Raw genomic sequence first — 21,797 nt, 5'->3', positions numbered from 1 at the left:
TAGAGAGGGTAAGGCTCCCAGTAGACGACTGGGTTGATAGGCCGGATATGGAAGCACGGTAACGTGTGGAGTTGACCGGTACTAATAGGCCGAGGGCTTGTCCTCAGTTGCTCGCGTCCACTGTGTTGGTTCTGAAACCACGAACAACCCGCCCATGTGTGGGTGTGCCGGTTGTGTGTTTCATAGTGTTTCGGTGGTCATAGCGTGAGGGAAACGCCCGGTTACATTCCGAACCCGGAAGCTAAGCCTTACAGCGCCGATGGTACTGCAGGGGGGACCCTGTGGGAGAGTAGGACGCCGCCGAACTCCTTTTGAAGCTCTGGCTCTTGGGCATACCGCCCGAGGGCCAGAGCTTTTTTGCGTTGAGGTAAGGTCAGGGGGCATCGTAGGAACGTTTCCCACAGGAGGCCCCCGGGTGGAGGTTCAGGAGACTCGCGTCCAGACGGACCGTGTCCTCACCATCCCGAACATCCTCAGCATGGCGCGGCTCGCCGGCGTGCCGCTCTTCCTGTGGTTGATCCTCAGGCCTGAGTTCGGCGGCCCGAAGAGTGACGGCTGGGCGCTGCTGGTTCTGGCGCTGAGCGGCGTCAGCGACTACCTGGACGGCAAGCTCGCGCGGCGCTGGAACCAGATCAGCAGCCTGGGGCGGCTCCTCGATCCCGCGGCCGACCGGCTCTACATTCTCTCGACCCTGGTCGGCCTCACCTGGCGGGAGATTCTGCCGCTGTGGTTGACCCTCGTCCTCCTGACTCGGGAACTGGTCCTGCTGGTGATGGTGGGGATTCTCAGGCGTCACGGGTACCCGCCGCCGCAGGTGAACTTCCTGGGGAAGGCCGCCACCTTCAACTTGATGTATGCCTTCCCGCTGCTCCTGCTCAGTGACGGAAGCGGCTGGATCTCGTCACTCGCTGCTATTTTCGGATGGGCGTTCGCCGGATGGGGTACAACGCTGTACTGGTGGGCAGGAGTCCTCTACGTGGTACAAGTCCGCCGCCTGGTCCGTGCGGACGCCATGGCCGACTGAACTCGCTGATTGTGCAGCCGTAGCGGCGCGATGGCCCGTACTGGAAAAGTGCGGGACAATCTTGGCGGGGGAAGTCGGCTAGACCGTCTCTTCGAGGAGGACGCTTCCGACATGAAGGCCGTCGTGATGGCCGGAGGCGAAGGCACGCGCCTTCGTCCCATGACCTCAAGCATGCCCAAGCCGCTCCTGCCTGTGGCGAACCGCCCGATCATGGAGCACGTTCTGCGGCTGCTCAAAAGGCATGGGCTCAACGAAACAGTCGTAACTGTCCAGTTCCTGGCCTCGCTCGTCAAGAACTACTTCGGTGACGGCGAAGAGCTCGGAATGGAGCTGACCTATGCCAATGAGGAGAAGCCACTCGGTACCGCCGGAAGCGTCAAGAACGCCGAAGAGGCGTTGAAGGACGATGCCTTCCTTGTCATCTCCGGCGATGCGCTGACCGACTTCGACCTCACCGAGCTGATCAATTTCCACAAGGAAAAGGGCGCGCTCGTCACGGTCTGCCTGACGCGCGTGCCCAATCCGCTGGAATTCGGCATCACCATCGTGGACGAGGAAGGCCGGGTCGAGCGGTTTCTTGAGAAGCCGACCTGGGGCCAGGTGTTCTCGGACACCGTGAACACCGGCATCTACGTGATGGAGCCCGAGGTCTTCGACTACGTCGAGGCCGATGTGCCCGTCGACTGGTCCGGGGACGTCTTCCCGCAGTTGATGAAGGAGGGCAAGCCGATCTACGGCTATGTCGCCGAGGGCTACTGGGAGGACGTCGGTACCCACGAGAGCTACGTCAAGGCGCAGGCCGATGTCCTCGAGGGCAAGGTCGACGTCGAGATCGACGGTTTCGAGATCTCTCCGGGCGTGTGGGTCGCCGAGGGCGCCGAGGTGCATCCGGACGCCGTTCTCCGTGGCCCCCTCTACATCGGGGACTACGCGAAGGTCGAGGCCGGCGCCGAGATCCGCGAGCACACCGTGGTCGGCTCCAACGTCGTCGTGAAGAGCGGGGCCTTTCTGCACAAGGCCGTCGTCCACGACAACGTGTACGTCGGGCCGCACAGCAACCTGCGTGGCTGTGTCGTCGGAAGGAACACCGACATCATGCGCGCGGCCCGGATCGAGGACGGCGCGGTCATCGGTGACGAGTGCCTGGTCGGTGAAGAATCGATCGTCCAGGGCAATGTGCGGGTCTACCCGTTCAAGACGATCGAGGCCGGTGCCTTCGTCAACACGTCGGTCATCTGGGAATCCCGGGGCCAGGCGCATCTCTTCGGTGCCCGGGGTGTCTCCGGAATCCTGAACGTGGAGATCACGCCGGAGCTCGCGGTGCGTCTCGCCGGCGCCTATGCGACCACCCTCAAGAAGGGCTCGACCGTCACCACGGCCCGCGACCATTCCCGTGGTGCCCGGGCGCTGAAGCGGGCGGTCATCTCCGCGCTGCAGGCCAGCGCCATCGACGTGCGGGACCTGGAGAACGTACCGCTGCCGGTCGCGCGGCAGCAGACCGCGCGGGGGAGCGCGGGCGGGATCATGATCCGGACGACGCCCGGCGTGCCGGACTCCGTGGACATCATGTTCTTCGACGGGCAGGGCGCCGACCTGTCGCAGGGCAGCCAGCGGAAGCTGGACCGGGTGTTCGCACGGCAGGAGTACCGGCGTGCCTTCCCCGGTGAGATCGGTGACCTGCACTTCCCCGCCAGTGTCTTCGACTCGTACACCGGGTCGCTGCTGCGGAACGTCGACACGACGGGGATCGCGGAGTCCGGGCTGAAGGTGGTCGTGGACGCGTCGAACGGCAGCGCCGGGCTGGTGCTGCCGAGCCTGCTCGGAAAGCTCGGCGTCGACTCGCTGACCATCAACCCCGGTCTGGACGAGTCCAGGCCGACCGAGACGGGCGACATGCGGCGCTCGGGGCTGGTGCGGCTCGGTGAGATCGTGGCGTCCTCCGGAGCCGCGTTCGGTGTGCGGTTCGACCCCGTAGGTGAGCGGCTGTCTTTGGTCGACGAGAAGGGGCGCATCATCGAGGACGACCGGGCGCTGCTCGTGATGCTCGACCTCGTGGCGGCTGAGCGTCGCAGTGGCCGGGTCGCGCTGCCGGTGACGACCACCAGGATCGCCGAGCAGGTGGCGGCGTATCACGGAACCCAGGTCGAGTGGACGACCACCTCGCCCGACGATCTCACGCGGGTCGGCGGCGAGGAAGGGACGATCTTCGGCGGCGACGGCAAGGGCGGATTCATCGTCCCCGAGTTCAGCAGTGTCTACGACGGGACGGCTGCCTTCGTCCGGCTCATCGGGCTCGTGGCGCGGACTCAGCTCACCCTGAGCCAGATCGACGCGCGCATCCCGCGTGCCCACGTCCTCAAGCGGGATCTGGCGACCCCCTGGGCCGTCAAGGGCCTGGTCATGCGGCGGGTCGTCGAAGCGGCCGGAGACCGCTTCGTGGACACCACCGACGGCGTGCGGGTGGTGGAGGCCGACGGACGCTGGGTGATGGTGCTGCCCGACCCGGCCGAGGCGGTCACCCACCTGTGGGCCGAGGGACCGGACGACGCCTCCGCGCAGGCCCTGCTCGACGAGTGGTCGGCGGTCGTCGACAGCGCGGGTCGGTAGGACCCGCAGCACGCGCGCGTGCCGGACAAGTGTCCCCAAGGGGGCCTGTCCGGCACGCCGGTGGGCCCGTTCGGAGGTAGCGGTCGCGACGTGCGACGATGTGCGGCATGCCGCAGCAACCCCCCGTTCGGAGCACTCCTGCGCGGCCGCCGCGCCCGGACGCGTCCATGTCTCTGCTCACCAACGTCATGGACCACAGCCTCGACGACGGTTACGCCGAGGCGGCGGCCCGGAAGGAGGCCGCAGGAGAGGGCGGCCTGCCCAAGACGCTCAGGGCGAAGCTCGGTCTGGCCGTCGGCCTGGTGCTCGCGGCCCTCGTCGTGACCGTCGGAGCGGCACAGGCGCGGATCGCGGCGCCCGCCGTCGCCAAGGAGCGCCAGGAGCTGATCGACCGCATCGACCGGGAGACCGAGACGGCCGACGAGCTGGAGGGCAGCGTCGACAAGCTGCGCGAGGACGTGAGCGCCCGGCAGCGCGAGGCACTGGAGAAGAGCGGCGGGAGCGCCCGGTCAGAGTTGCTGGGCATCCTGTCGGGTGCGACCGCGGTGCACGGCCCCGGGGTGAGGCTGGTCGTGAACGACGCCAAGGACGCCGGCACCGGCGGTGACGGCGACCCGCGTGAGGCATCCGGCTTCTCCGACACCGGCCGGGTCCGGGACCGCGACATGCAGCGGGCGGTCAATGGGCTGTGGGAGTCGGGCGCCGAGGCGATCTCCATCAACGGGCAGCGGCTGACCGCCCTGTCCGCGATCAGGGCCGCGGGTGACGCGATACTGGTCGACAACAGGCCGCTGGTGCCGCCGTACACGGTGCTCGCGGTGGGGGACGGCGAGCGGCTCAGCACCAGGTTCCAGGACAGCGCCGACGGGCTCTATCTGCACGCCCTGCAGGAGAACTACGGCATCCGTACCGGCATCTCCGTGGAGGAGGACCTGGAGCTGCCCGCCGCACCGAGCGTGATCGTACGTACAGCACAGCCGAAGACCGACAAGCACTGAGAAGAACTGAGAAGGGCACATCGTGATCGCCGTACTGGGCCTCATCGTGGGAGTCGTGGCCGGCCTGTTGGTCCGGCCTGAGGTTCCGGCGGCCGTCGAGCCTTATCTGCCGATCGCCGTCGTTGCGGCGCTCGACGCCGTGTTCGGCGGCCTGCGGGCCATGCTGGACGGCATCTTCGACGACAAGGTCTTCGTGGTGTCGTTCCTGTCGAACGTGGTCGTGGCCGCACTGATCGTGTTCCTCGGCGACAAGCTGGGCGTGGGCGCCCAGCTGTCCACCGGTGTCGTGGTCGTTCTCGGCATCCGCATCTTCTCCAACGCCGCGGCGATCCGCCGCCACGTGTTCCGGGCGTGAGGCCGATGAGCGAGCGCGACGAACGACCCGCCGAGACGCCCGAGCCCGAGCACAGGCTGCGCAAGGAGCTGCCCGAAGAGGTGCCCGCGACGGCGGCACCGAAGGGGGAGCCTTCGGAGAAGAAGATCCCGGAGAAGTCCTCGGAGACTTCGGAGAACGAGTCCCCGGAGCCAGGGTCAGAGCCTCAGCTCACCGGTCGGCAGCGGCTGGTCGAGGGACTGTGGCCGCCGCGCTTCACCCGGGCCCAACTCATCGTCGCCGTACTGCTGTTCGGGCTCGGTTTCGGTCTGGCCGTGCAGGTGGCCTCGACCAGCGAGAGCGACAGTGCCCTGCGCGGCGCGCGACAAGAAGATCTTGTCCGCATCCTCGATGAACTGGACGACCGTACCCAGCGTCTTGAAGACGAGAAGCAGGGACTCGAGAAGCAGCGCGACGAGCTGGAGAACAGCTCGGACCAGGCGGAGGAGGCCCGCAAGCAGACGGTCGAGAAGGAGAGGCAGCTCGGCATCCTGGCGGGCACCGTGGCCGCGCAGGGGCCCGGCATCACCATGACCATCGAGGACACGAAGGGGACGGTCAAGGCGAACATGCTGCTCGACGCGATCCAGGAGCTGCGCGCGGCCGGCGCGGAGGCGATCCAGGTGAACGGTGTACGAGTCGTCGCCAGCACCTATCTGTCGGACTCCGGCAACGGCGTGCGCGTCGACGGGAACAAGATCAACGCGCCCTATCGTTTCAAGGTCATCGGCAAACCGCAGGACCTCGAGCCGGCGCTCAACATCCCCGGAGGCGTGGTGCAGACTCTCGAGAAGGAACAGGCCACCGTTACGGTTGAGCGGTCGAGCAAGATCGTCGTGGACGCCTTGCGAGCGGCGAAGCGGCCTGACTACGCTCGGTCGTCCTCCCAGTGAACCGGGGGTGCATGGGGGGCGTCCGGCGAGGGCAGGACGTTGCGGGGGGTCGGCGCACGGTTTCGGTGGTGCGTGGTGGAAACTGTCTGGTGGAGGCGGACGTTGTAAGGATGTCCGGGTCGGCCAGAGTGTTCAGTCAGGGTTCGTCCTGCCCCACGGGCGGGTCTGTTTCGGTCAAGGGGAATCGCCCGTGAAGTTGTTTGCGAAGTTGTTCGGCAAGAGCGCGCGAGAGGGCAGCGACAACGCGACCGCTCGTCATCGCGCACAGCCTGACGCGGAGGGCCAGCGTCCGCTGTTCCGGGACCAGGTGGCTGGTCCGGGCGGTGACATTCCCGGTGGTCAGGGCGCGCCGTCGGTTGACCCTGCGCAGTCCTGCGGCATAGGTTTCGGCCAACCGTCAACCTCAGGTACGGGTGGAGGGTTCGCCGCCGGCCCGTACGCGTCCAATGCCCCCGCGGGGCAGTCGCCGCAGGAGGATCCGTCCATGTCGGCCCTGGTGTGTACGAGGTGCGGTAACCGCAACGCGGAGAACAGCCGCTTCTGCTCCAACTGCGGCGCGCCGCTGCGGGCCGGGGCCGGTGCCGAGCGTTCGTCCGAGACGACCTCCACCATCTCCATCTCCGGTCTCGAGGCCTATGACGCGGAGGCCACCGGCCAGACCCCGATGCCGATGCTCTCTCCCGAGGCCCAGGCCGCGGTGGACGCGCTGCCGCAGGGCTCCGCGCTGCTGGTCGTGCGCCGCGGGCCGAACGCGGGCAGCCGCTTCCTGCTGGACAGCGACCTGACCACGGCGGGCCGTCACCCGCAGAGCGACATCTTCCTGGACGACGTGACGGTGTCCCGTCGCCACGTGGAGTTCCGCCGCAGTCCGGACGGCTCGTTCACGGTGGCCGACGTGGGCAGTCTGAACGGCACGTACGTCAACCGGGAGCGGATCGACCAGGTCGCTCTGAACAATGGCGACGAGGTGCAGATCGGCAAGTACCGGCTGGTCTTCTACGCGAGCCAGCGGGGCTACTGACCCTCCCCCGGACGCCGTCCGGGGGGACCCCCAGGGAAGGTCCATGCTGCGAACACCGAGCGGCGGTGCCGGGCACGGTACCGCCGCCACGGACAGTGGGCTGATGAGCATCGGCACGGTGCTGAACGTGCTGCGGGACGAGTTCCCCGACATCACCATCTCCAAGATCCGGTTCCTGGAGTCGGAGGGGCTCGTCGAGCCGCAGCGGACCCCGTCGGGGTATCGGAAGTTCAGCGCCGGGGACGTCGAGCGCCTCGGTCTCGTCCTGAGGATGCAACGGGACCACTATCTGCCGCTCAAGGTGATCCGTGAGCACCTGGAGGCGATGGAACGCGGTGAGGCGGTTCCCCTGCCGCCCCTGGGGGGTCACCGGGACCGTGAGGTCGTGTCGGAGACGGGTGAGGGGCCCACGGCGGCGCGGATCGGACGCGACGAACTGCTGTCCGCCGCCGGCATCGGTGAGCAGGAGCTCCAGGAGTGGGAGTCCTACGGGCTCGTCGCTCCACTGGAGGACGGGGTGTACGACGCGGAGACGGTCACCGTGGCCGCGCTCGTGGCCGAGCTGGGACGCTTCGGGATCGAGCCGAGGCATCTGCGGGTGATGAAGGCCGCCGCCGACCGGGAGGCCGGGCTGGTGGACCAGGTCGTCGCCCCGCTGAAACGTCACAGGAACCCGCAGACCAGGGCGCATGCCGAGGCCCGTACGAAGGAGCTGGCGGGGCTCACGGTGAGGCTGCACGCGGCGCTGGTGCAGACGGCCCTCGGGGTGCGGCTGCCCTGATCCGGGCGGCGCGGGGGTCCGGATCGGCCACCCGTTCCCGGCTCGACTACCCAAACGTCCCGAGCACGGCCTAGGGTTGCTGTGTGAACGAGCTCGATGTCGTAGGTGTCCGGGTCGAAATGCCCTCCAACCAACCGATCGTGCTGCTGCGTGAAGTGGGAGGCGACCGTTACCTCCCGATCTGGATCGGACCGGGGGAGGCGACGGCGATCGCCTTCGCCCAGCAGGGCATGGCTCCCGCGCGGCCGCTGACCCACGACCTGTTCAAGGACGTGCTGGAGGCCGTCGGTCAGGAGCTCACGGAAGTGCGCATCACGGACCTGCGTGAGGGCGTCTTCTACGCGGAGCTTGTCTTCGCCAGCGGAGTCGAGGTGAGCGCGCGTCCGTCCGACGCCATAGCGCTGGCGCTGCGCACCGGGACGCCGATCTACGGCAGCGACACGGTGCTCGACGACGCCGGTATCGCGATCCCGGACGAGCAGGAGGACGAGGTGGAGAAGTTCCGCGAGTTCCTCGACCAGATCTCGCCGGAGGACTTCGGCACCAGCAGCCAGTGAGATCCCGGCGGAAGTCGGTGGAACCAGCAGTCGGTGAGGCGCGTGGGCGGCCCGGCGGACGATGTGGTCCGTGGCGGACCGCCCACGTCCCGTTCGTGGCCGGTCCCGTTCGCGGCCGGTCCAACAGGCCCGTAGGGACGGAAATGCCCGCATGTGCCAGCAGCCCGTGAGGCCGTCACACGGTCCGCGCCGAACGCATTCGGCTAGCCTTTCCCCGCGGTCGGGCACGGGAAACCACTCTCAGGGTGATTATCACTCGGCGTGCCGAGTGTGGCGGTCGTTGACGCACCCCTGGTGGCTGCCTACCGTCGAGAAGGCAGGTCAAGGACGGAGGTCGGCGTGAGAAGCAGCGGCGACGGTACGGCTGGGGGTGCCCCCGGACGCGGTCCCGGGGTGAACGGCCCGTACGCTCCCTCAAGCTCTCAGCTCCGCTCGAGCGGGGGGTACCCGCAGCAAAGCGGCGCAGCCGACCACGCACCCCAGCGACCGACGGCCGTGCCGAGCAGCGGAGGGACGACGTCCATGGCGTCCGAGCAGATCGGCTATCGCGGCCCCACGGCCTGCGCCGCCGCCGGGATCACCTACCGACAGCTGGACTACTGGGCCCGTACCGGGCTCGTCGAGCCGAGCGTGCGGCCCGCCTACGGGTCCGGGACGCAGCGCCTGTACAGCTTCCGGGACGTCGTCGTCCTGAAGATCGTCAAGCGCTTTCTGGACACCGGTGTGTCGTTGCAGAACATCCGTACCGCGGTGCAGCACCTGCGCGAGCGGGGGTTCAGTGACCTGGAGCGCATGACGTTGATGAGCGACGGCGCCACTGTCTACGAGTGCACCTCGCCCGACGAGGTCCACGCGCTCCTGCAGGGTGGTCAGGGCATCTTCGGGATCGCCGTGGGCGTGGTGTGGCGGGACGTGGAGAACGCGCTGTCACAACTGCACGGGGAGCGGGTCGACACAGGAGAGACCCTGGTCGGGCACAACCCCTCGGACGAGCTGGCGCGGCGGAGGAACCGGGCCGTCTGAACCGCTTTGCCGCGGCGGAACGGGCCACGGGGCCATTGTCAGTGGCGTAGGGCAGCATCGGAGATGTGAGAACCGCGCCCACGATCCTGCATCTCGACATGGATGCCTTCTTCGCCTCGGTGGAGCAGGCGTCCAAGCCGAGCCTGCGCGGGAAGGCGGTCGTCGTCGGCGGGCTCGGCCCGCGTGGGGTGGTGGCCACCGCGTCGTACGAGGCCCGGGTCTTCGGTGTGCATTCGGCGATGCCCATGGCGCAGGCCCGGCGGCTCGCGCCGAACGCCGCCTACCTGGTGCCGCGGTTCGGTCTCTACCGGTCGATCAGCGAGCAGGTGATGGGACTGCTGCGGGCGCTGTCGCCGCTGGTGGAGCCGCTGAGCCTGGACGAGGCGTTCGTGGACCTGGAGGCCGGCGGAGCGGCCTGGGACGAGCGGTCGGCGCGGCTGGCCGGGGTGCGGCTGCGGGCCGACATCCGGGCCGTCACCGGGCTCACGGGGTCGGTGGGACTCGCCGCCTCCAAGATGCTCGCGAAGATCGCCTCGGAGCAGGCCAAGCCCGACGGGCTGGTGGTGATCGAGCCGGGGACCGAGCGGGCCCTGCTCGGGCCGATGTCGGTGCGGACGCTGCCGGGCGTGGGTCCGGCGACCGGTGACCATCTGCGGCGGGCGGGGATCCACACCGTCGACGAACTCGCCGAGGCGGGCGAGGACGAACTCGTACGGCTGCTGGGCAAGGCGCACGGGCACGCGCTGTACGCGATGGCGCTGGCGCGGGACGACCGGCCCGTGGTGGCCGAGCGGGAGGCCAAGTCGGTGTCAGTGGAGGACACGTACGACGTGGACATCCACGACCGCACGCGCGTCGGTCTGGAGGTGCAGCGGCTCGCCGACCGGTGCGTACGGCGGCTGCGCGGGGCCGGGCTGTCGGGGCGGACGATCGTGCTGAAGGTGCGGCGGTACGACTTCTCCACGTTGACCCGGTCGGAGACGCTTCGGGGGCCCACGGACGATCCGGCCGTGATCCGGGAGGCGGCGGCCCGGCTGCTGGACTCGGTCGACACGACGGGCGGTGTGCGGCTGCTCGGTGTCGGCGTCAGCGGGCTCGCCGACTACACCCAGGAGGATCTCTTCGCGCAGGCGGCGGGGGAGCGCGTCGCCGGTCCGGTGGAGGAGCCGGAGGTCACTCCGGTGGACGAGCGCCCGGTGCCCGGGGAGCGGCGGTGGCCGGCGGGGCACGACGTACGGCACGCCGTGTACGGGCACGGTTGGGTGCAGGGCAGTGGCCTCGGGCGGGTCACCGTGCGGTTCGAGACGCCCGGTTCGGAGCCCGGGCGGGTGCGGACCTTCAAGATCGACGACCCGGAGCTGGAACCGGCGGATCCGCTGCCGCTGGTGCCGCGAAGACCTGGGGAGAGCAGCGCGGAGGCGGCACCCGCCGGCTCGGTGGATCTGCCGTCCGGCAGCGCGTGAGGGGTGGTCAGGCCGGTGTCTCGTCCGTGCCCGCGAGTCTGCCGATGTGGTGGTCGGGGAGGGGGTCAGGGGCGGCGACATCGAGACCGTAGTGGTGATAGAGCTGGAGCTCCTGCTCCGGGGAGAGGTGGCGGCCGACGCCGAAGTCGGGGGCGTCCTTGATCAGAGCGCGGTCGAAGGGGACGTGGAGGGCACCGTCGACGAGTTCGCTCGGCTCCAGGGGGACGAAGGCGTCCCTGCTGAACAGGCCGGTGCGTATGGCGGCCCATTCGGGTACGCCCGTGGCATCGTCGAGGTAGATCTCGTCGATCGTGCCGATCCTGGTTCCGTTGCGGTCGAACGCCTTGCGGCCGATCAGGTTCCGCGGGTCGATGTCGGTTCGCACGGGCCCTCCACGTGGTCGCATTCGTAAGCACTACAAAACGGCACAATCGGGGACGCGGCCACTCGAAGACCCGGGCGTTGACCTCGCTGGTAGGCTGGCAGACGGCTGCTGACCCCGTGCGGGAGAGCCCTCCAGGCACCATCGGAGGCGCCGAAGGAGCAAATCCTCCCCGGAATCTCTCAGGCCCACGTACCGCACGGACGAGGTCACTCTGGAAAGCAGAGCGGGTGTCGACGGCTTCCGCTCTCACCGACGGTGCAAGCCGGGCGTCCTCGGACGGACCGGTGAAGCTCTCAGGTTGAGATGACAGAGGGGGAGGCCGTCCGGGCACCCGTGCCGTGGTGCCCCTCGAAGGTCGCGTCAGACCAGGAGGCCTCCGCAATGACCGCCCATCGCACTCCGCTCTCCGAGCTCGAGCAGGGAATCCCCTTCGAGCAGCGCCACATCGGGCCCGACCAGGAGGCGCGGGCCAAGATGCTCGCCCAGGTCGGCTACGGCTCGCTCGACGAGCTCACCGCCGCCGCGGTCCCCGATGTGATCAAGAACGCCGACACGCTGGACCTGCCGGGCGCGCGCAGCGAGGCCGAGGTGCTGGCCGAGCTGCGGTCGTTGGCCGACCGCAACAAGGTGCTCGACTCCATGATCGGGCTCGGGTACTACGGCACCTTCACGCCGCCGGTCATCCTGCGCAACGTCATGGAGAACCCGGCCTGGTACACGGCCTACACGCCGTACCAGCCGGAGATCTCGCAGGGACGCCTCGAAGCGCTGCTGAACTTCCAGACGATGGTCGCCGACCTGACCGGTCTGCCGACCTCCGGTGCCTCGCTGCTCGACGAGGGCACGGCCGCCGCCGAGGCCATGGCGCTGTCCCGGCGCATGGGCAGGAACAAGAAGGGCCTGTTCCTGGTCGACGCGGACGCGCTGCCGCAGACCATCGCCGTGCTCCAGACCCGCGCCGAGCCGACCGGTGTCGAGGTGCTCGTCACGGACCTCAGTGACGGGATCCCGGCCGAGGTCGCCGAGCGCGAGATCAACGGTGTGCTGCTCCAGTACCCGGGCGCCTCCGGCGCCGTGCGCGACATCAAGCCGGTGATCGACCAGGCGCACGAGCTGGGCGCCCTCGTCACCGTCGCCGCCGATCTGCTCGCGCTGACGCTGCTGAAGTCCCCGGGTGAGCTCGGTGCGGACATCGCGGTCGGTACGACGCAGCGGTTCGGTGTGCCGATGGGCTTCGGCGGGCCGCACGCCGGATACATGGCGGTCCAGGACAAGTTCGCGCGCAGCCTGCCGGGCCGGCTCGTGGGTGTGTCGGTGGACGTGGACGGGAACAGGGCCTACCGGCTCGCGCTGCAGACCCGTGAGCAGCACATCCGGCGGGAGAAGGCGACGAGCAACATCTGCACCGCGCAGGTCCTGCTCGCCGTGATGGCGGGGATGTTCGCCGTCTACCACGGGCCCGAGGGACTGAGGGACATCGCTCGGCGCACCCACCGGTACGCCACGGTCCTCGCCGCCGGGCTCCGGGCCGGTGGCGTCGAGGTTGTACACGGTGCCTACTTCGACACCCTCACCGTGCGGGTGCCCGGCCGGGCCGCCGAGGTGCTCGCCGCCGCACGGCGCAACGGCGTCAACCTGCGCCTCGTCGACGCCGACCACCTCTCGATCGCCTGCGACGAGACCACCACGCGGGCACAGCTGCGCTCCGTCTGGGCGGCGTTCGGCGTCGAGGGCGACATCGACGCACTCGACGCCGAGGCGGCGGACACGCTGCCGGGCGCCCTGCTGCGCACGGACAAGGTCCTGACGCACCCCGTCTTCCACCAGCACCGCTCCGAGACGGCGATGCTGCGCTACCTGCGACGGCTGGCCGACCGGGACTACGCGCTCGACCGCGGCATGATCCCGCTGGGCTCCTGCACGATGAAGCTCAACGCCACCACGGAAATGGAGCCGGTCACCTGGCCGGAGTTCGGTCAGCTGCACCCGTTCGCCCCGGCCGAGCAGGCGGAGGGGTACCTCACGCTCATCCGCGAGCTGGAGGAACGTCTCGCCGAGGTCACCGGGTACGACAAGGTGTCCCTCCAGCCCAACGCCGGGTCGCAGGGCGAGCTGGCCGGACTGCTCGCCGTACGCGGATACCACCGCGCCAACGGTGACGAGCAGCGAACCGTGTGCCTGATTCCGTCCTCCGCGCACGGCACGAACGCAGCGAGCGCCGTGATGGCGGGCATGAAGGTCGTCGTCGTGAAGACCGCCGAGGACGGCGAGATCGACGTGGACGACCTGCGGGCGAAGATCGAGCAGTACCGCGACGAGCTGGCGGTGCTCATGATCACGTACCCCTCGACACACGGCGTGTTCGAGGAGCACGTCTCCGAGATCTGCGCGCAGGTGCACGAGGCCGGTGGCCAGGTGTACGTGGACGGGGCGAACCTCAACGCCCTCGTGGGGCTCGCCAAGCCCGGGCACTTCGGTGGTGACGTCTCGCATCTGAACCTGCACAAGACCTTCTGCATCCCGCACGGCGGCGGTGGCCCGGGCGTCGGCCCGGTGGCGGTGCGGGAGCACCTCGCGCCCTACCTGCCGAACCACCCGCTGCAGCCCGCCGCCGGGCCGGAGACGGGTGTGGGTCCGATCTCGGCCGCCCCGTGGGGCTCGGCCGGCATCCTGCCGATCTCGTGGGCGTACGTCCGGCTCATGGGCGGCGAGGGACTCAAGCGGGCCACGCAGGTGGCTGTGCTGAGCGCCAACTACATCGCCAAGCGGCTCGAACCGCACTACCCGGTGCTCTACACCGGCCCCGGCGGGCTCGTCGCGCACGAGTGCATCATCGACCTGCGTCCGCTGACCAAGGCGACCGGTGTGACCGTGGACGACGTCGCCAAGCGGCTCATCGACTACGGCTTCCACGCGCCGACGATGTCGTTCCCCGTGGCCGGGACACTGATGATCGAGCCGACCGAGTCCGAAGACCTGAGCGAGCTGGACCGGTTCTGCGAGGCGATGATCGCCATCCGTGCGGAGATCGAGAAGGTCGGCTCGGGTGAGTGGCCCGCGGACGACAACCCGCTGCGCAACGCCCCGCACACCGCCGGGGCGCTCGGCGGGGAGTGGGCGCACGCCTACAGCCGTGAGGAGGCCGTCTTCCCGGCCGGGGTGCCGGTCGGGAACAAGTACTGGCCGCCGGTGCGCCGCATCGACCAGGCCTTCGGTGACCGGAACCTGGTGTGCTCCTGCCCGCCGCTGGACGCGTACGAGGACTAGTCGCGAGGACCGGTACGTGCTGACGGACCGGCCGTAGACGTGACTCGAGGAGGGTCCCGCTGTCGACAAGCGGGGCCCTCGTCCGTGTCTCGGGCCGGGGAGGGGTGGCTCAGGCCGGGTAGGCGTGGGTCTGGGTTGCCTTGACCGTGGCCCATACGGATGCGCCCGGGTGCAGGTCGAGTTCGGCCGCGGCGACCGTGGTGACGTCGGCGGCCAGCGGGAGTTCCCCGGTGAGGTCCGCGCGGATCTGGTCGCCGTGGGTCTCCAGGCCGGCGACCTCGCAGCGCCAGAGGTTGCGGGCGCTGGAGCCGGTGGGGCGGTCCCGGTACAGGGTGACGGCGCCGGGCGGGAACGCCACGAAGGCCGGGCCCGAGAGGTGTTCCGTGGTGGTGATGGCGGGGCCGGCGTCGAGGCGGACCGTGTGGCCCTCGGCCCGGCCTCGGTACAGGTTCAGGCCGACGAGCTGGGCGATGTAGTCCGTGCGGGGATGACGGGCGATGTCGGCGGGCGCGCCCTGCTGGACGATCCGGCCGTCCTCGACGACGACCAGCCGGTCGGCGAGCACCATGGCGTCCAGGGGGTCGTGCGTGACCAGGACGGCGACGGCCTCGAATCCCGCGAGGTGGCGGCGGAGTCGGGCGCGTACCTCCAGGCGGGTGCGCGCGTCCAGGGCGGCGAGGGGTTCGTCGAGGAGCAGCAGCCGGGGGTGGATGGCCAGGGCGCGGGCCAGGGCGACGCGCTGGGCCTGGCCGCCGGAGAGGTGGCGGGGTTTGGTGCCGCTGTGCTGGGCGAGGCCCATGCGGTTCAGCCAGTCGGATGCCTGGGCTCGGGCTTCCGCCTTGGTGGCGCCCCGGCAGCGTGGTCCGAAGGCCACGTTGTCGAGGGCCGTCAGGTGTGGGAAGAGCAGGTAGTCCTGGAAGACGACGCCGACCGGGCGGGACTCGGGCGGCGTGCGGGCAAGCTCCGTGCCGTCGAGTCGCAGGTGGCCGCGGGTGAGGGGGAGCAGGCCCGCCAGCGCACGCAGGGCGGTGGTCTTGCCGGCGCCGTTCGGGCCGAGCAGGGCGATGACGTCGCCGGGGATGGCTTGCAGGGCGATGTCGAGGCGGAAGGTGTCGCGGTCGACGACGAGGTGGGCGTCCAGGCCCTCGTCGTGGGTGGGGTCGCGGTCGGTCATGAGCGGGGTGTCCTGGGGGCTGGCGGGTGCGGGCGCGTGTGGTGTGGGGAGAAGCAGGCCGTCGGCCGGGTCCGGGTTGCGACCCGCGTCGCCCGTGCGGGAATCGTCGTCTGGTGCGGGTGGCCCCGGTGGGGGATGAGCGCCGTCGGCGGGTGCGGGCGGTGCCGGTCAGCGGGGGCCGTCATGACGTTGTCATCCAGCGGTCCCGTAGGGCCGCCAGGACCGCGATCGAGACTGTCAGCAGGACCAGGCTGAGGGCGATAGCCGCCGCCGGATCGTTCTGGAGGGCCAGGTAGACCGCGAGTGGCATGGTCTGCGTGCGGCCGGGGAAGTTGCCCGCGAAGGTGATCGTCGCGCCGAACTCGCCGAGCGCCCGGGCCCAGGCCAGGACGGAGCCGGCCGCGATGCCCGGGGCGATCAGGGGCAGGGTGACCCGGCGGAACGCGGTGAAGCGGGAGGCGCCCAGGGTGGTGGCGGCCTCCTCGTAGCGCGGGTCGGCGGCCCGGAGGGTGCCTTCCACGCTGATGACCAGGAACGGCATCGCCACGAACGTCTCGGCGAGGATGACACCCCATGTGGTGAACGGCAGGGTGATGCCGAACCAGGCGTCCAGCCACCGCCCGACGACGCCGTTGCGGCCGAGGGCGAGCAGCAGGGCCACGCCGCCCACCACCGGCGGGAGCACCAGGGGCAGGGTGACCAGGGCGCGGACGAGGCCGCGGCCGGGGAACTCCGTGCGGGCCAGGAGCCAGGCCAGGGGGACGCCGATGACCAGGCTCAGCGCTGTCGCGGCGGTGGCGCAGACGAGCGACAGACGCAGCGCCTGCCACACCTCGGCGCTGGTCAGCTGCGCGGGGAGGGTGCTCCAGGGAGCCCTCACCAGCAGGGCGATCAGAGGCAGGAGCAGGAACGCCAGACCGACGAGGGCGGGCAGCAGCAGGGGGATCGGCACCAGGCGCGTCGCCCTGCCCGGGCGGGTGCGCCGGGGGCCGTCCGCCACGGTGTCGCTGCCGGTGTGGGCCGGGCGGGTCACGACTTGAGGAATCCTGCCGCGCTGAGCACCTTCTGTCCCTCGTCGGACCGGACCAGGGCGATGAACGCCTTGGCGGCCACGGGGTTGGGTGCGTTCTTCAGGAGGGCGATGGGGTAGTCGTTGACGGCCTTGGCCGACTCGGGGAACTCCACGCCGTCCACCTTGTCACCCGCCGCCCGCACGTCGGTCCGGTACACGACGGCGGCGTCCGCCTCCTTCAGCTCCACCTTCGTCAGGGCGCTCTTGACGTCCTGTTCGTAGGAGACCGGGGTCAGCTCGATACGGCCGGCTCTGAGGGCCTGCTGGGCGGCGGCGCCGCACGGCACCTCCTTGTCGCACAGGACGACCTTCAGGCCGGACCTGACCAGGTCCTGGAGGGAGGTGATCCGGTGCGGGTTGCCGGGGAGGGTGGCGATCTCCAGCTGGTTGCGGACGAAAGTGGCGGGGGTGCCGACGGTGTCGTCCTGGTCCGTCACCGTCTTCATGGTCCTGGGACTGGCCGCTGCGAAGACATCGGCCGGGGCGCCACCGGTGATGCCGGCGGCGAGACTGTCACTGCCGCTGAAGTTGAAGGTGACCTTGGTGCCCGGGTGCTCCTTCTCGAACTGTCTGCCCAGGGTCCTGAAGCTCTCTTCGAGGGAGGCGGCGGCGAAGACGGTGACCGTGCCGGAAGGCTTCGACGACGAGGACACCGAGGAGGCCGTGTCCGATCCCGAGCCGGGGCCGGTCGAGGAGCAGGCGCTCAGGAGAAGCAGTGCGGCGGCCGAGGCACCGGCGGTCTGGAGGGCGGGGCGCCGCCGGCGCGCGGAACGGATCATGTCGGGGCCACTCCCTCTGTGTTCCGGGGGGAAGAGCCCGCCGGACCCTTCCGCTACGCCCGATGATACTGGCGCAGATGCGAGGCAGAAGTCTGCTGTCGCATCGCATGAGCGGGAAGAACGGGGGAGCGGGTTGGTATGTGCGTTCATACAGAGGCAGTTCGCGCGCTCAGGTGCGGTCGATGTGGACGTTCGTCGACTTCACGCGGGCGGTGGCCTCCATTCCGACCTCCAGGCCGAGTTCCTCGACGGCTTCCCGGGTCAGCAGGGAGACGAGCCGGTGCGGGCCCGCCTGGATCTCCACCTGGGCGGCGACGTCGCCGAGTTTGATCGCGGTGACGATGCCGGGGAAGGCGTTGCGGGCGGAGGTGTAGGGGGTGTCCTCCTCGGTGGCGCCCGCCCGGGCCAGTTCCACCGAGAACGCGGCCAGGTCCCGTCCGTCGATGAGCCGGCGTCCGTTCTCGTCGCGGTGGGTGGCGATCCGCCCGGCGTCGGCCCATCGGCGGGCGGTGTCCGGGCTGACGCCGAGCAGTCGTGCTGCCTGACCGATCGTGTAGGACTGCATGCCGGTCACGATAGGGCGGCGGAGGGGGAACTGTGGACGCGGGGCCGGGCGTTGGGTATAACGCGATATAGCGTTTGTTCGTGGATTGGGCGCGGTGCCCTGCCGTGCCCGGGGAGATCGGGGTGGAGCCATGTCGGGGGAGCTTCCGCGTAGGGGCGGGTCGGCCGGACTGCGGGCGTCGCATGCCGACCGGGACGGTGTCGTGGAGGTGCTGTCCGCCGCCGCCGGGGACGGCAGGCTGACGGCCGACGAGCTCGACGAGCGGGTGGAGGCGGCGCTGTCGGCCCGCACGGTGGGGGAGTTGGCCGTGCTGACGGCGGACCTGCCGACCGGGACGGCCGGGGAGACCAAGGACGTGGTCCGGATCGAGCAGGTCGGCGCCTCGACCCGGCGGGGCCAGGGCTGGGTGGTGCCCCGGAGCATGGAGATCCGCTCGGAGCTGGGCGAGGTGATACTCGACTTCACCCAGGCGGTGATCACGTGGGACACCCTGCACATCGACCTCGACCTACGCGGGGGCTCGCTGAAGTTGGTGACGCGACCGGGCGTCGTCGTCGACACCGACGCGCTGGTGACCAAGTACGCCAAGGTCAAGATGGCTCGGTCCGGCGTGCCCGACGCGGCCGTGGTGCTGCGGGTGGAGATCGCCGGGGAGATCAGCTTCGGGCAGGTCGTGGTGCGAGCGCCGCGGCGGGTGTTCGGAAGGAGCACGCCCAGGGGGTGAGGAGTGGGCGGTGCGGGGAGGGCGTGCTCAGCAATCGAGGACCGCCGGTTCGGGCGGAGTGCTCCCAGGCGGTGAGGAGCGGGCGTCCTGGGACAGCGTGCTCAAGGGGTGAGGGGCCGGGTGTCAAGGCAGGGCGTGCTCAGGCGTCGATTCCGGCAACCGGCTCCCTCCCCCTCAGCCCACATGCACACGCGGGCGCCGCTGCCGGTCGGGTTCCGCCTCGCGCAGCACCTCGCGGGTGACGGGGGCGACCTCACCCTGGCCGAAGAGGAGGAAGCGCAGGAAGTTGGCGAACGGGCCGCCCTCGGTCCACTCGAAGTAGACGTGGGGAATGCGGCCTGTGGTGTCGCGGACGTGGAGGAGGAGCGCGGCCAGGGCGTTGGGGATGGAGGCGGACTCCAGCGTCAGGACGCGGTAGCGGCCGTGCAGCACCTCGCCGCGCACCGTCAGCCCGGCCTCGAACTCCGACGGGTCGGTGACGGTGACCTCGGCGAAGACGAAGTCCTCGTGGAGGGGGACGTCGTTGTCGTGCCGTATCTGCTCGATCTTGTCGCGGTACTCGGCCTTGTCCCGCCGGTCGGGCTCGTTGGCGATGAAGCGGATCGTGCGGCCGGCCATGTCCCGCACGAAGCGCTCCGCCATCGGGTCCAGGCTGACGCTGGTGACGCGGAGTTCGAAGGCCCGGGCCAGGCGGGACACCAATGAGAGCAGGATGATGCCGGCGATGAAGCAGGCGCCGATCTTCACACCGTCCGGGCGTTCGATGACGTTGGCGACGGTGGTGTAGAGGAACACCGCGGAGATGACCGCGAAGGTGACGGCCCAGCCGCGCTGCCGTGCCTTGCGGGCGGCGATGGTCACCGCGATCGCGGCGGAGCTGATCAGGACCAGGACACCGGTGGCGTAGGCACCGCCCTGCGCGTCGACGTCGGCGTCGAAGATCCAGGTGACCAGGAAGGCGATCAGGGTGAAGACGATGACCATGGGGCGTACGGCGCGGGCCCAGTGCGGGGCCATGCCGTAGCGGGGCAGGTAGCGCGGCATCAGGTTGAGCAGCCCGGCCATGGCGGAGGCGCCCGCGAACCAGAGGATGGCGATGGTCGAGATGTCGTAGATCGTGCCGAAGGTGTTGCCCAGGTAGTCGTGCGCCAGATAGGCCAGGGCCCGGCCGTTGGCCTGGCCGCCGTCCTGGAACTCTTTCTCCGGGATGAGCAGGGTGGTGATGAAGCTGGTGGTGATCAGGAAGCCGCTCATGATCAGCGCGGCGGCCGTGAGCAGTTTCTTGGTGTCCCGGATGCGACCCGCCGGGTTCTCGTCGGTGTCGCTGAGGTCGCCCCTGACGTGCGGCATGACGGCGACGCCGGTCTCGAAGCCGGACAGACCGAGCGCGAGTTTGGGGAAGACCAGCAGGGCGACGCCCACCATGGCCAGTACGTTGCCGTGCTGCGTGGTGAGGGCGTCGGTCCAGTCGGTGACGACATGGCCGGCGGTCGCCACGTGCCACAGGCCGACGATGACGACGACGGTGTTGAGCGCGAGGTAGAGGCCCACAAGCACCACCGCCACGCCGATGGCCTCCAGGAAACCCTTGAGGAACACCGCGCCGAGGAGGGCGACGAGCAGCAGGGTGATGAGCATCTGCTGGTCGTGCAGAAGCCCGTTGAGGTGCGGGTTCTCCACCAGGTGGGTCGAGGCGTCGGCGGCCGACAGGGTGATGGTGATCAGGAAGTCGGTGGCGGCGAAACCCAGCAGGGTCAGGACGAACAGCTTGCCCTGCCAGAAGGACAGCAGCCGTTCCAGCATGGCGATGGAGCCCTCGCCGCGGGGGCTTTCCTCGGCCACCCGGCGGTAGACGGGCAGGGCCCCGGCCAGGGTGACGAGCACCAGCACGACGGTGGCCACCGGGGAGAGCAGTCCGGCCGCCAGGGCGGCGATGCCGGGCTGGTAGCCCAGGGTGGAGAAGTAGTCGACGCCGGTCAGGCACATCACCCGGTACCACCGCTGGCCCTGGTGCGGGGGTTCGGGTTCGGCGTGCGGTCCAGTGGGGCGGCCCGCCTTGCCCATGTCCGACAGGCCCTCCAGCATCCAGTTCCGCAGGCGACCGGGCGGTTGTTCGGTGATGGCCATGGGGCGTGCGCTCCTGCGGTGCGGCTCGGCGTCGGGTGCTCGCCCCTCGCGCGGACGGCGGGGACCAGCGTAAGCAGAGAGTGACGCACAGGCCCACGGCTGAGGGGTCCGGAGCGCGTCAAACTTGCGTTAAGACTGGAGCGCCAGGGTCGGCTAGCCTCAAGGCCGCACCATCCGCACGTAAAGCCGCAGGCGACGGGTGGGTGCGGGGCGGTCCGGACCGGATGGGCCGCGAGCCCGGCCGTCAGACCGACACCGGACACCGTGTGTCACATCAGCGGTCGGTGCCGGTGCGGTACCGGGCCGACCGCGGCGCGGGGACGCCGTCTTGTTCGCTGCCGAGGGGCATTTACAGGTGCGGCCACGTAACGTTCGCCGTTTCATCCGAAAGTTTCGACTCGCCTCGTCACGACTGACTACGCGACGCTCGAAGGGACCGACGTCCATGCGGACGTACGACACCCCCGTGCTCGGGGGCTTCCATCCGGACCCCAGTGTCTGCCGGGTCGGGGACGACTACTGCCTCGTGTGCTCCAGCTTCGAGTACGTCCACGGCCCCCCTCTTCCAAGCCGGGCCTTGGTGCACTGGCGGCAGATCGGCAACGTCCTCGACCGGCCGGAGCACCTGCCGTTCCCCGACGAACCGCCGGCCTCCGCCGGGATCTACGCCCCCACGCTGCGGTACCACGACGGCCTCTGCCACATGATCACCCCCAGCGTACGCGGTGGCGGCAACTTCCTCGTCACCAGCGACCGGCCCGAGGGGCCCTGGTCCGATCCGGTGTGGATCGACGTGCCCGGGATCGACCCCGACCTCGCCTGGGACGAGGACGGCTCCTGCTGGTGTGCCGTCTCCGGAGTGCGCGTGGCGCGCGTCGGCCCGGCCACCGGCAAGGTGCTGGAGGGCCCCTTCCGGTGTGGTCCGGGACGGGGATGCGGCACCCGAGGCCCCGCACCTGTACCG

Annotated in this window: 18 protein-coding genes, 2 rRNA genes, 1 pseudogene and 1 riboswitch; of the genes and pseudogenes, 15 read left to right on the top strand and 6 right to left on the bottom strand. The window is 69.9% G+C overall.

The window, feature by feature from the left end:
* The 12 genes from ACFPZJ_RS07850 to ACFPZJ_RS07795 all read left to right on the top strand — a co-directional run.
* A 23S ribosomal RNA gene (locus ACFPZJ_RS07850) occupies positions 1–105 on the top strand; the annotation flags it as partial.
* 84 nt (positions 106–189) lie between these two features.
* Positions 190–306 (top strand): 5S ribosomal RNA (rrf, locus tag ACFPZJ_RS07845).
* A gap of 109 nt (positions 307–415) precedes the next feature.
* Positions 416–1,024, top strand: coding sequence for a CDP-alcohol phosphatidyltransferase family protein (locus tag ACFPZJ_RS07840; protein ID WP_381018949.1), 609 nt, complete (start codon positions 416–418; stop codon positions 1,022–1,024).
* Between the two features lie 111 nt (positions 1,025–1,135).
* Positions 1,136–3,631, top strand: coding sequence for a sugar phosphate nucleotidyltransferase (locus tag ACFPZJ_RS07835; protein ID WP_381018948.1), 2,496 nt, complete (start codon positions 1,136–1,138; stop codon positions 3,629–3,631).
* Between the two features lie 98 nt (positions 3,632–3,729).
* Positions 3,730–4,629, top strand: a complete 900-nt coding sequence (locus ACFPZJ_RS07830) for a DUF881 domain-containing protein (RefSeq protein ID WP_381018946.1) — start codon at positions 3,730–3,732, stop codon at positions 4,627–4,629.
* A gap of 22 nt (positions 4,630–4,651) precedes the next feature.
* Entirely contained in the window at positions 4,652–4,984 is a 333-nt protein-coding gene (locus ACFPZJ_RS07825) for a small basic family protein (protein ID WP_381018944.1), read from the top strand.
* A gap of 5 nt (positions 4,985–4,989) precedes the next feature.
* Positions 4,990–5,895 carry a DUF881 domain-containing protein gene (locus ACFPZJ_RS07820; protein WP_381018942.1) on the top strand — a complete coding sequence of 302 codons (906 nt, stop codon included), beginning with the start codon at positions 4,990–4,992 and terminating at the stop codon, positions 5,893–5,895.
* A 190-nt stretch (positions 5,896–6,085) separates the two neighbouring features.
* Complete coding sequence (locus ACFPZJ_RS07815; protein ID WP_381018941.1) at positions 6,086–6,916, top strand: FHA domain-containing protein; 831 nt, start codon at positions 6,086–6,088, stop codon at positions 6,914–6,916.
* A gap of 43 nt (positions 6,917–6,959) precedes the next feature.
* Entirely contained in the window at positions 6,960–7,697 is a 738-nt protein-coding gene (gene ftsR, locus ACFPZJ_RS07810; RefSeq protein ID WP_381018940.1) for a transcriptional regulator FtsR, read from the top strand.
* Positions 7,698–7,780: 83 nt separating this feature from the next.
* Positions 7,781–8,254 (top strand): bifunctional nuclease family protein, encoded by a 474-nt coding sequence (locus tag ACFPZJ_RS07805; protein ID WP_026253112.1) that lies wholly within the window; start codon positions 7,781–7,783, stop codon positions 8,252–8,254.
* Positions 8,255–8,593: 339 nt separating this feature from the next.
* Positions 8,594–9,277 (top strand): MerR family transcriptional regulator, encoded by a 684-nt coding sequence (locus ACFPZJ_RS07800; protein WP_381018938.1) that lies wholly within the window; start codon positions 8,594–8,596, stop codon positions 9,275–9,277.
* 65 nt (positions 9,278–9,342) lie between these two features.
* A complete protein-coding gene (locus ACFPZJ_RS07795; RefSeq protein ID WP_381018936.1) occupies positions 9,343–10,740 on the top strand; it encodes a DNA polymerase IV in 1,398 nt (465 codons plus the stop codon).
* Between the two features lie 7 nt (positions 10,741–10,747).
* Here ACFPZJ_RS07795 and ACFPZJ_RS07790 read toward each other — a convergent pair whose 3' ends face one another.
* The gene (locus ACFPZJ_RS07790; protein ID WP_381018934.1) at positions 10,748–11,125 is read right to left on the bottom strand and encodes a PRC-barrel domain-containing protein; all 378 of its coding nucleotides are present in this window, start codon (positions 11,123–11,125) and stop codon (positions 10,748–10,750) included.
* 109 nt (positions 11,126–11,234) lie between these two features.
* Positions 11,235–11,330, top strand: a riboswitch (glycine riboswitch).
* A 176-nt stretch (positions 11,331–11,506) separates the two neighbouring features.
* Between ACFPZJ_RS07790 and gcvP the strand changes: the two genes are divergently transcribed.
* Positions 11,507–14,392 (top strand): aminomethyl-transferring glycine dehydrogenase, encoded by a 2,886-nt coding sequence (gene gcvP / locus ACFPZJ_RS07785; protein ID WP_381018932.1) that lies wholly within the window; start codon positions 11,507–11,509, stop codon positions 14,390–14,392.
* Positions 14,393–14,501: 109 nt separating this feature from the next.
* Here the strand turns inward: gcvP and ACFPZJ_RS07780 are convergent, their stop codons facing one another.
* From ACFPZJ_RS07780 to ACFPZJ_RS07765, 4 genes are all read right to left on the bottom strand, one after another.
* Positions 14,502–15,566, bottom strand: a complete 1,065-nt coding sequence (locus tag ACFPZJ_RS07780) for an ABC transporter ATP-binding protein (RefSeq protein ID WP_381018930.1) — start codon at positions 15,564–15,566, stop codon at positions 14,502–14,504.
* Positions 15,567–15,747: 181 nt separating this feature from the next.
* The gene (locus ACFPZJ_RS07775; protein ID WP_381018928.1) at positions 15,748–16,599 is read right to left on the bottom strand and encodes an ABC transporter permease; all 852 of its coding nucleotides are present in this window, start codon (positions 16,597–16,599) and stop codon (positions 15,748–15,750) included.
* Positions 16,596–17,417, bottom strand: coding sequence for a molybdate ABC transporter substrate-binding protein (gene modA / locus ACFPZJ_RS07770; protein ID WP_381018926.1), 822 nt, complete (start codon positions 17,415–17,417; stop codon positions 16,596–16,598). Before modA ends, ACFPZJ_RS07775 begins: the two co-directional genes overlap by 4 nt.
* Before the next feature lie 169 nt (positions 17,418–17,586).
* Complete coding sequence (locus ACFPZJ_RS07765) at positions 17,587–17,982, bottom strand: TOBE domain-containing protein (RefSeq protein ID WP_381018924.1); 396 nt, start codon at positions 17,980–17,982, stop codon at positions 17,587–17,589.
* 130 nt (positions 17,983–18,112) lie between these two features.
* Here ACFPZJ_RS07765 and ACFPZJ_RS07760 point away from each other — a divergent pair, with 130 nt between their 5' ends.
* Positions 18,113–18,706: a DUF1707 SHOCT-like domain-containing protein gene (locus ACFPZJ_RS07760; RefSeq protein WP_381018923.1), complete on the top strand. Its 594-nt coding sequence runs from the start codon at positions 18,113–18,115 to the stop codon at positions 18,704–18,706.
* A 174-nt stretch (positions 18,707–18,880) separates the two neighbouring features.
* On the opposite strand, the gene ACFPZJ_RS07755 is transcribed toward ACFPZJ_RS07760, so the two are convergent.
* Positions 18,881–20,833 carry an APC family permease gene (locus tag ACFPZJ_RS07755; RefSeq protein WP_381018922.1) on the bottom strand — a complete coding sequence of 651 codons (1,953 nt, stop codon included), beginning with the start codon at positions 20,831–20,833 and terminating at the stop codon, positions 18,881–18,883.
* Between the two features lie 445 nt (positions 20,834–21,278).
* Here ACFPZJ_RS07755 and ACFPZJ_RS07750 point away from each other — a divergent pair.
* Positions 21,279–21,638, top strand: a pseudogene (locus tag ACFPZJ_RS07750) (family 43 glycosylhydrolase); the annotation flags it as partial.
* Positions 21,639–21,797 lie beyond the last annotated feature (159 nt).

This window comes from Streptomyces bullii, assembly GCF_042657145.1.
Taxonomy (GTDB): domain Bacteria; phylum Actinomycetota; class Actinomycetes; order Streptomycetales; family Streptomycetaceae; genus Streptomyces; species Streptomyces bullii.
This window is presented reverse-complemented; position numbering and strand designations above follow the sequence as displayed.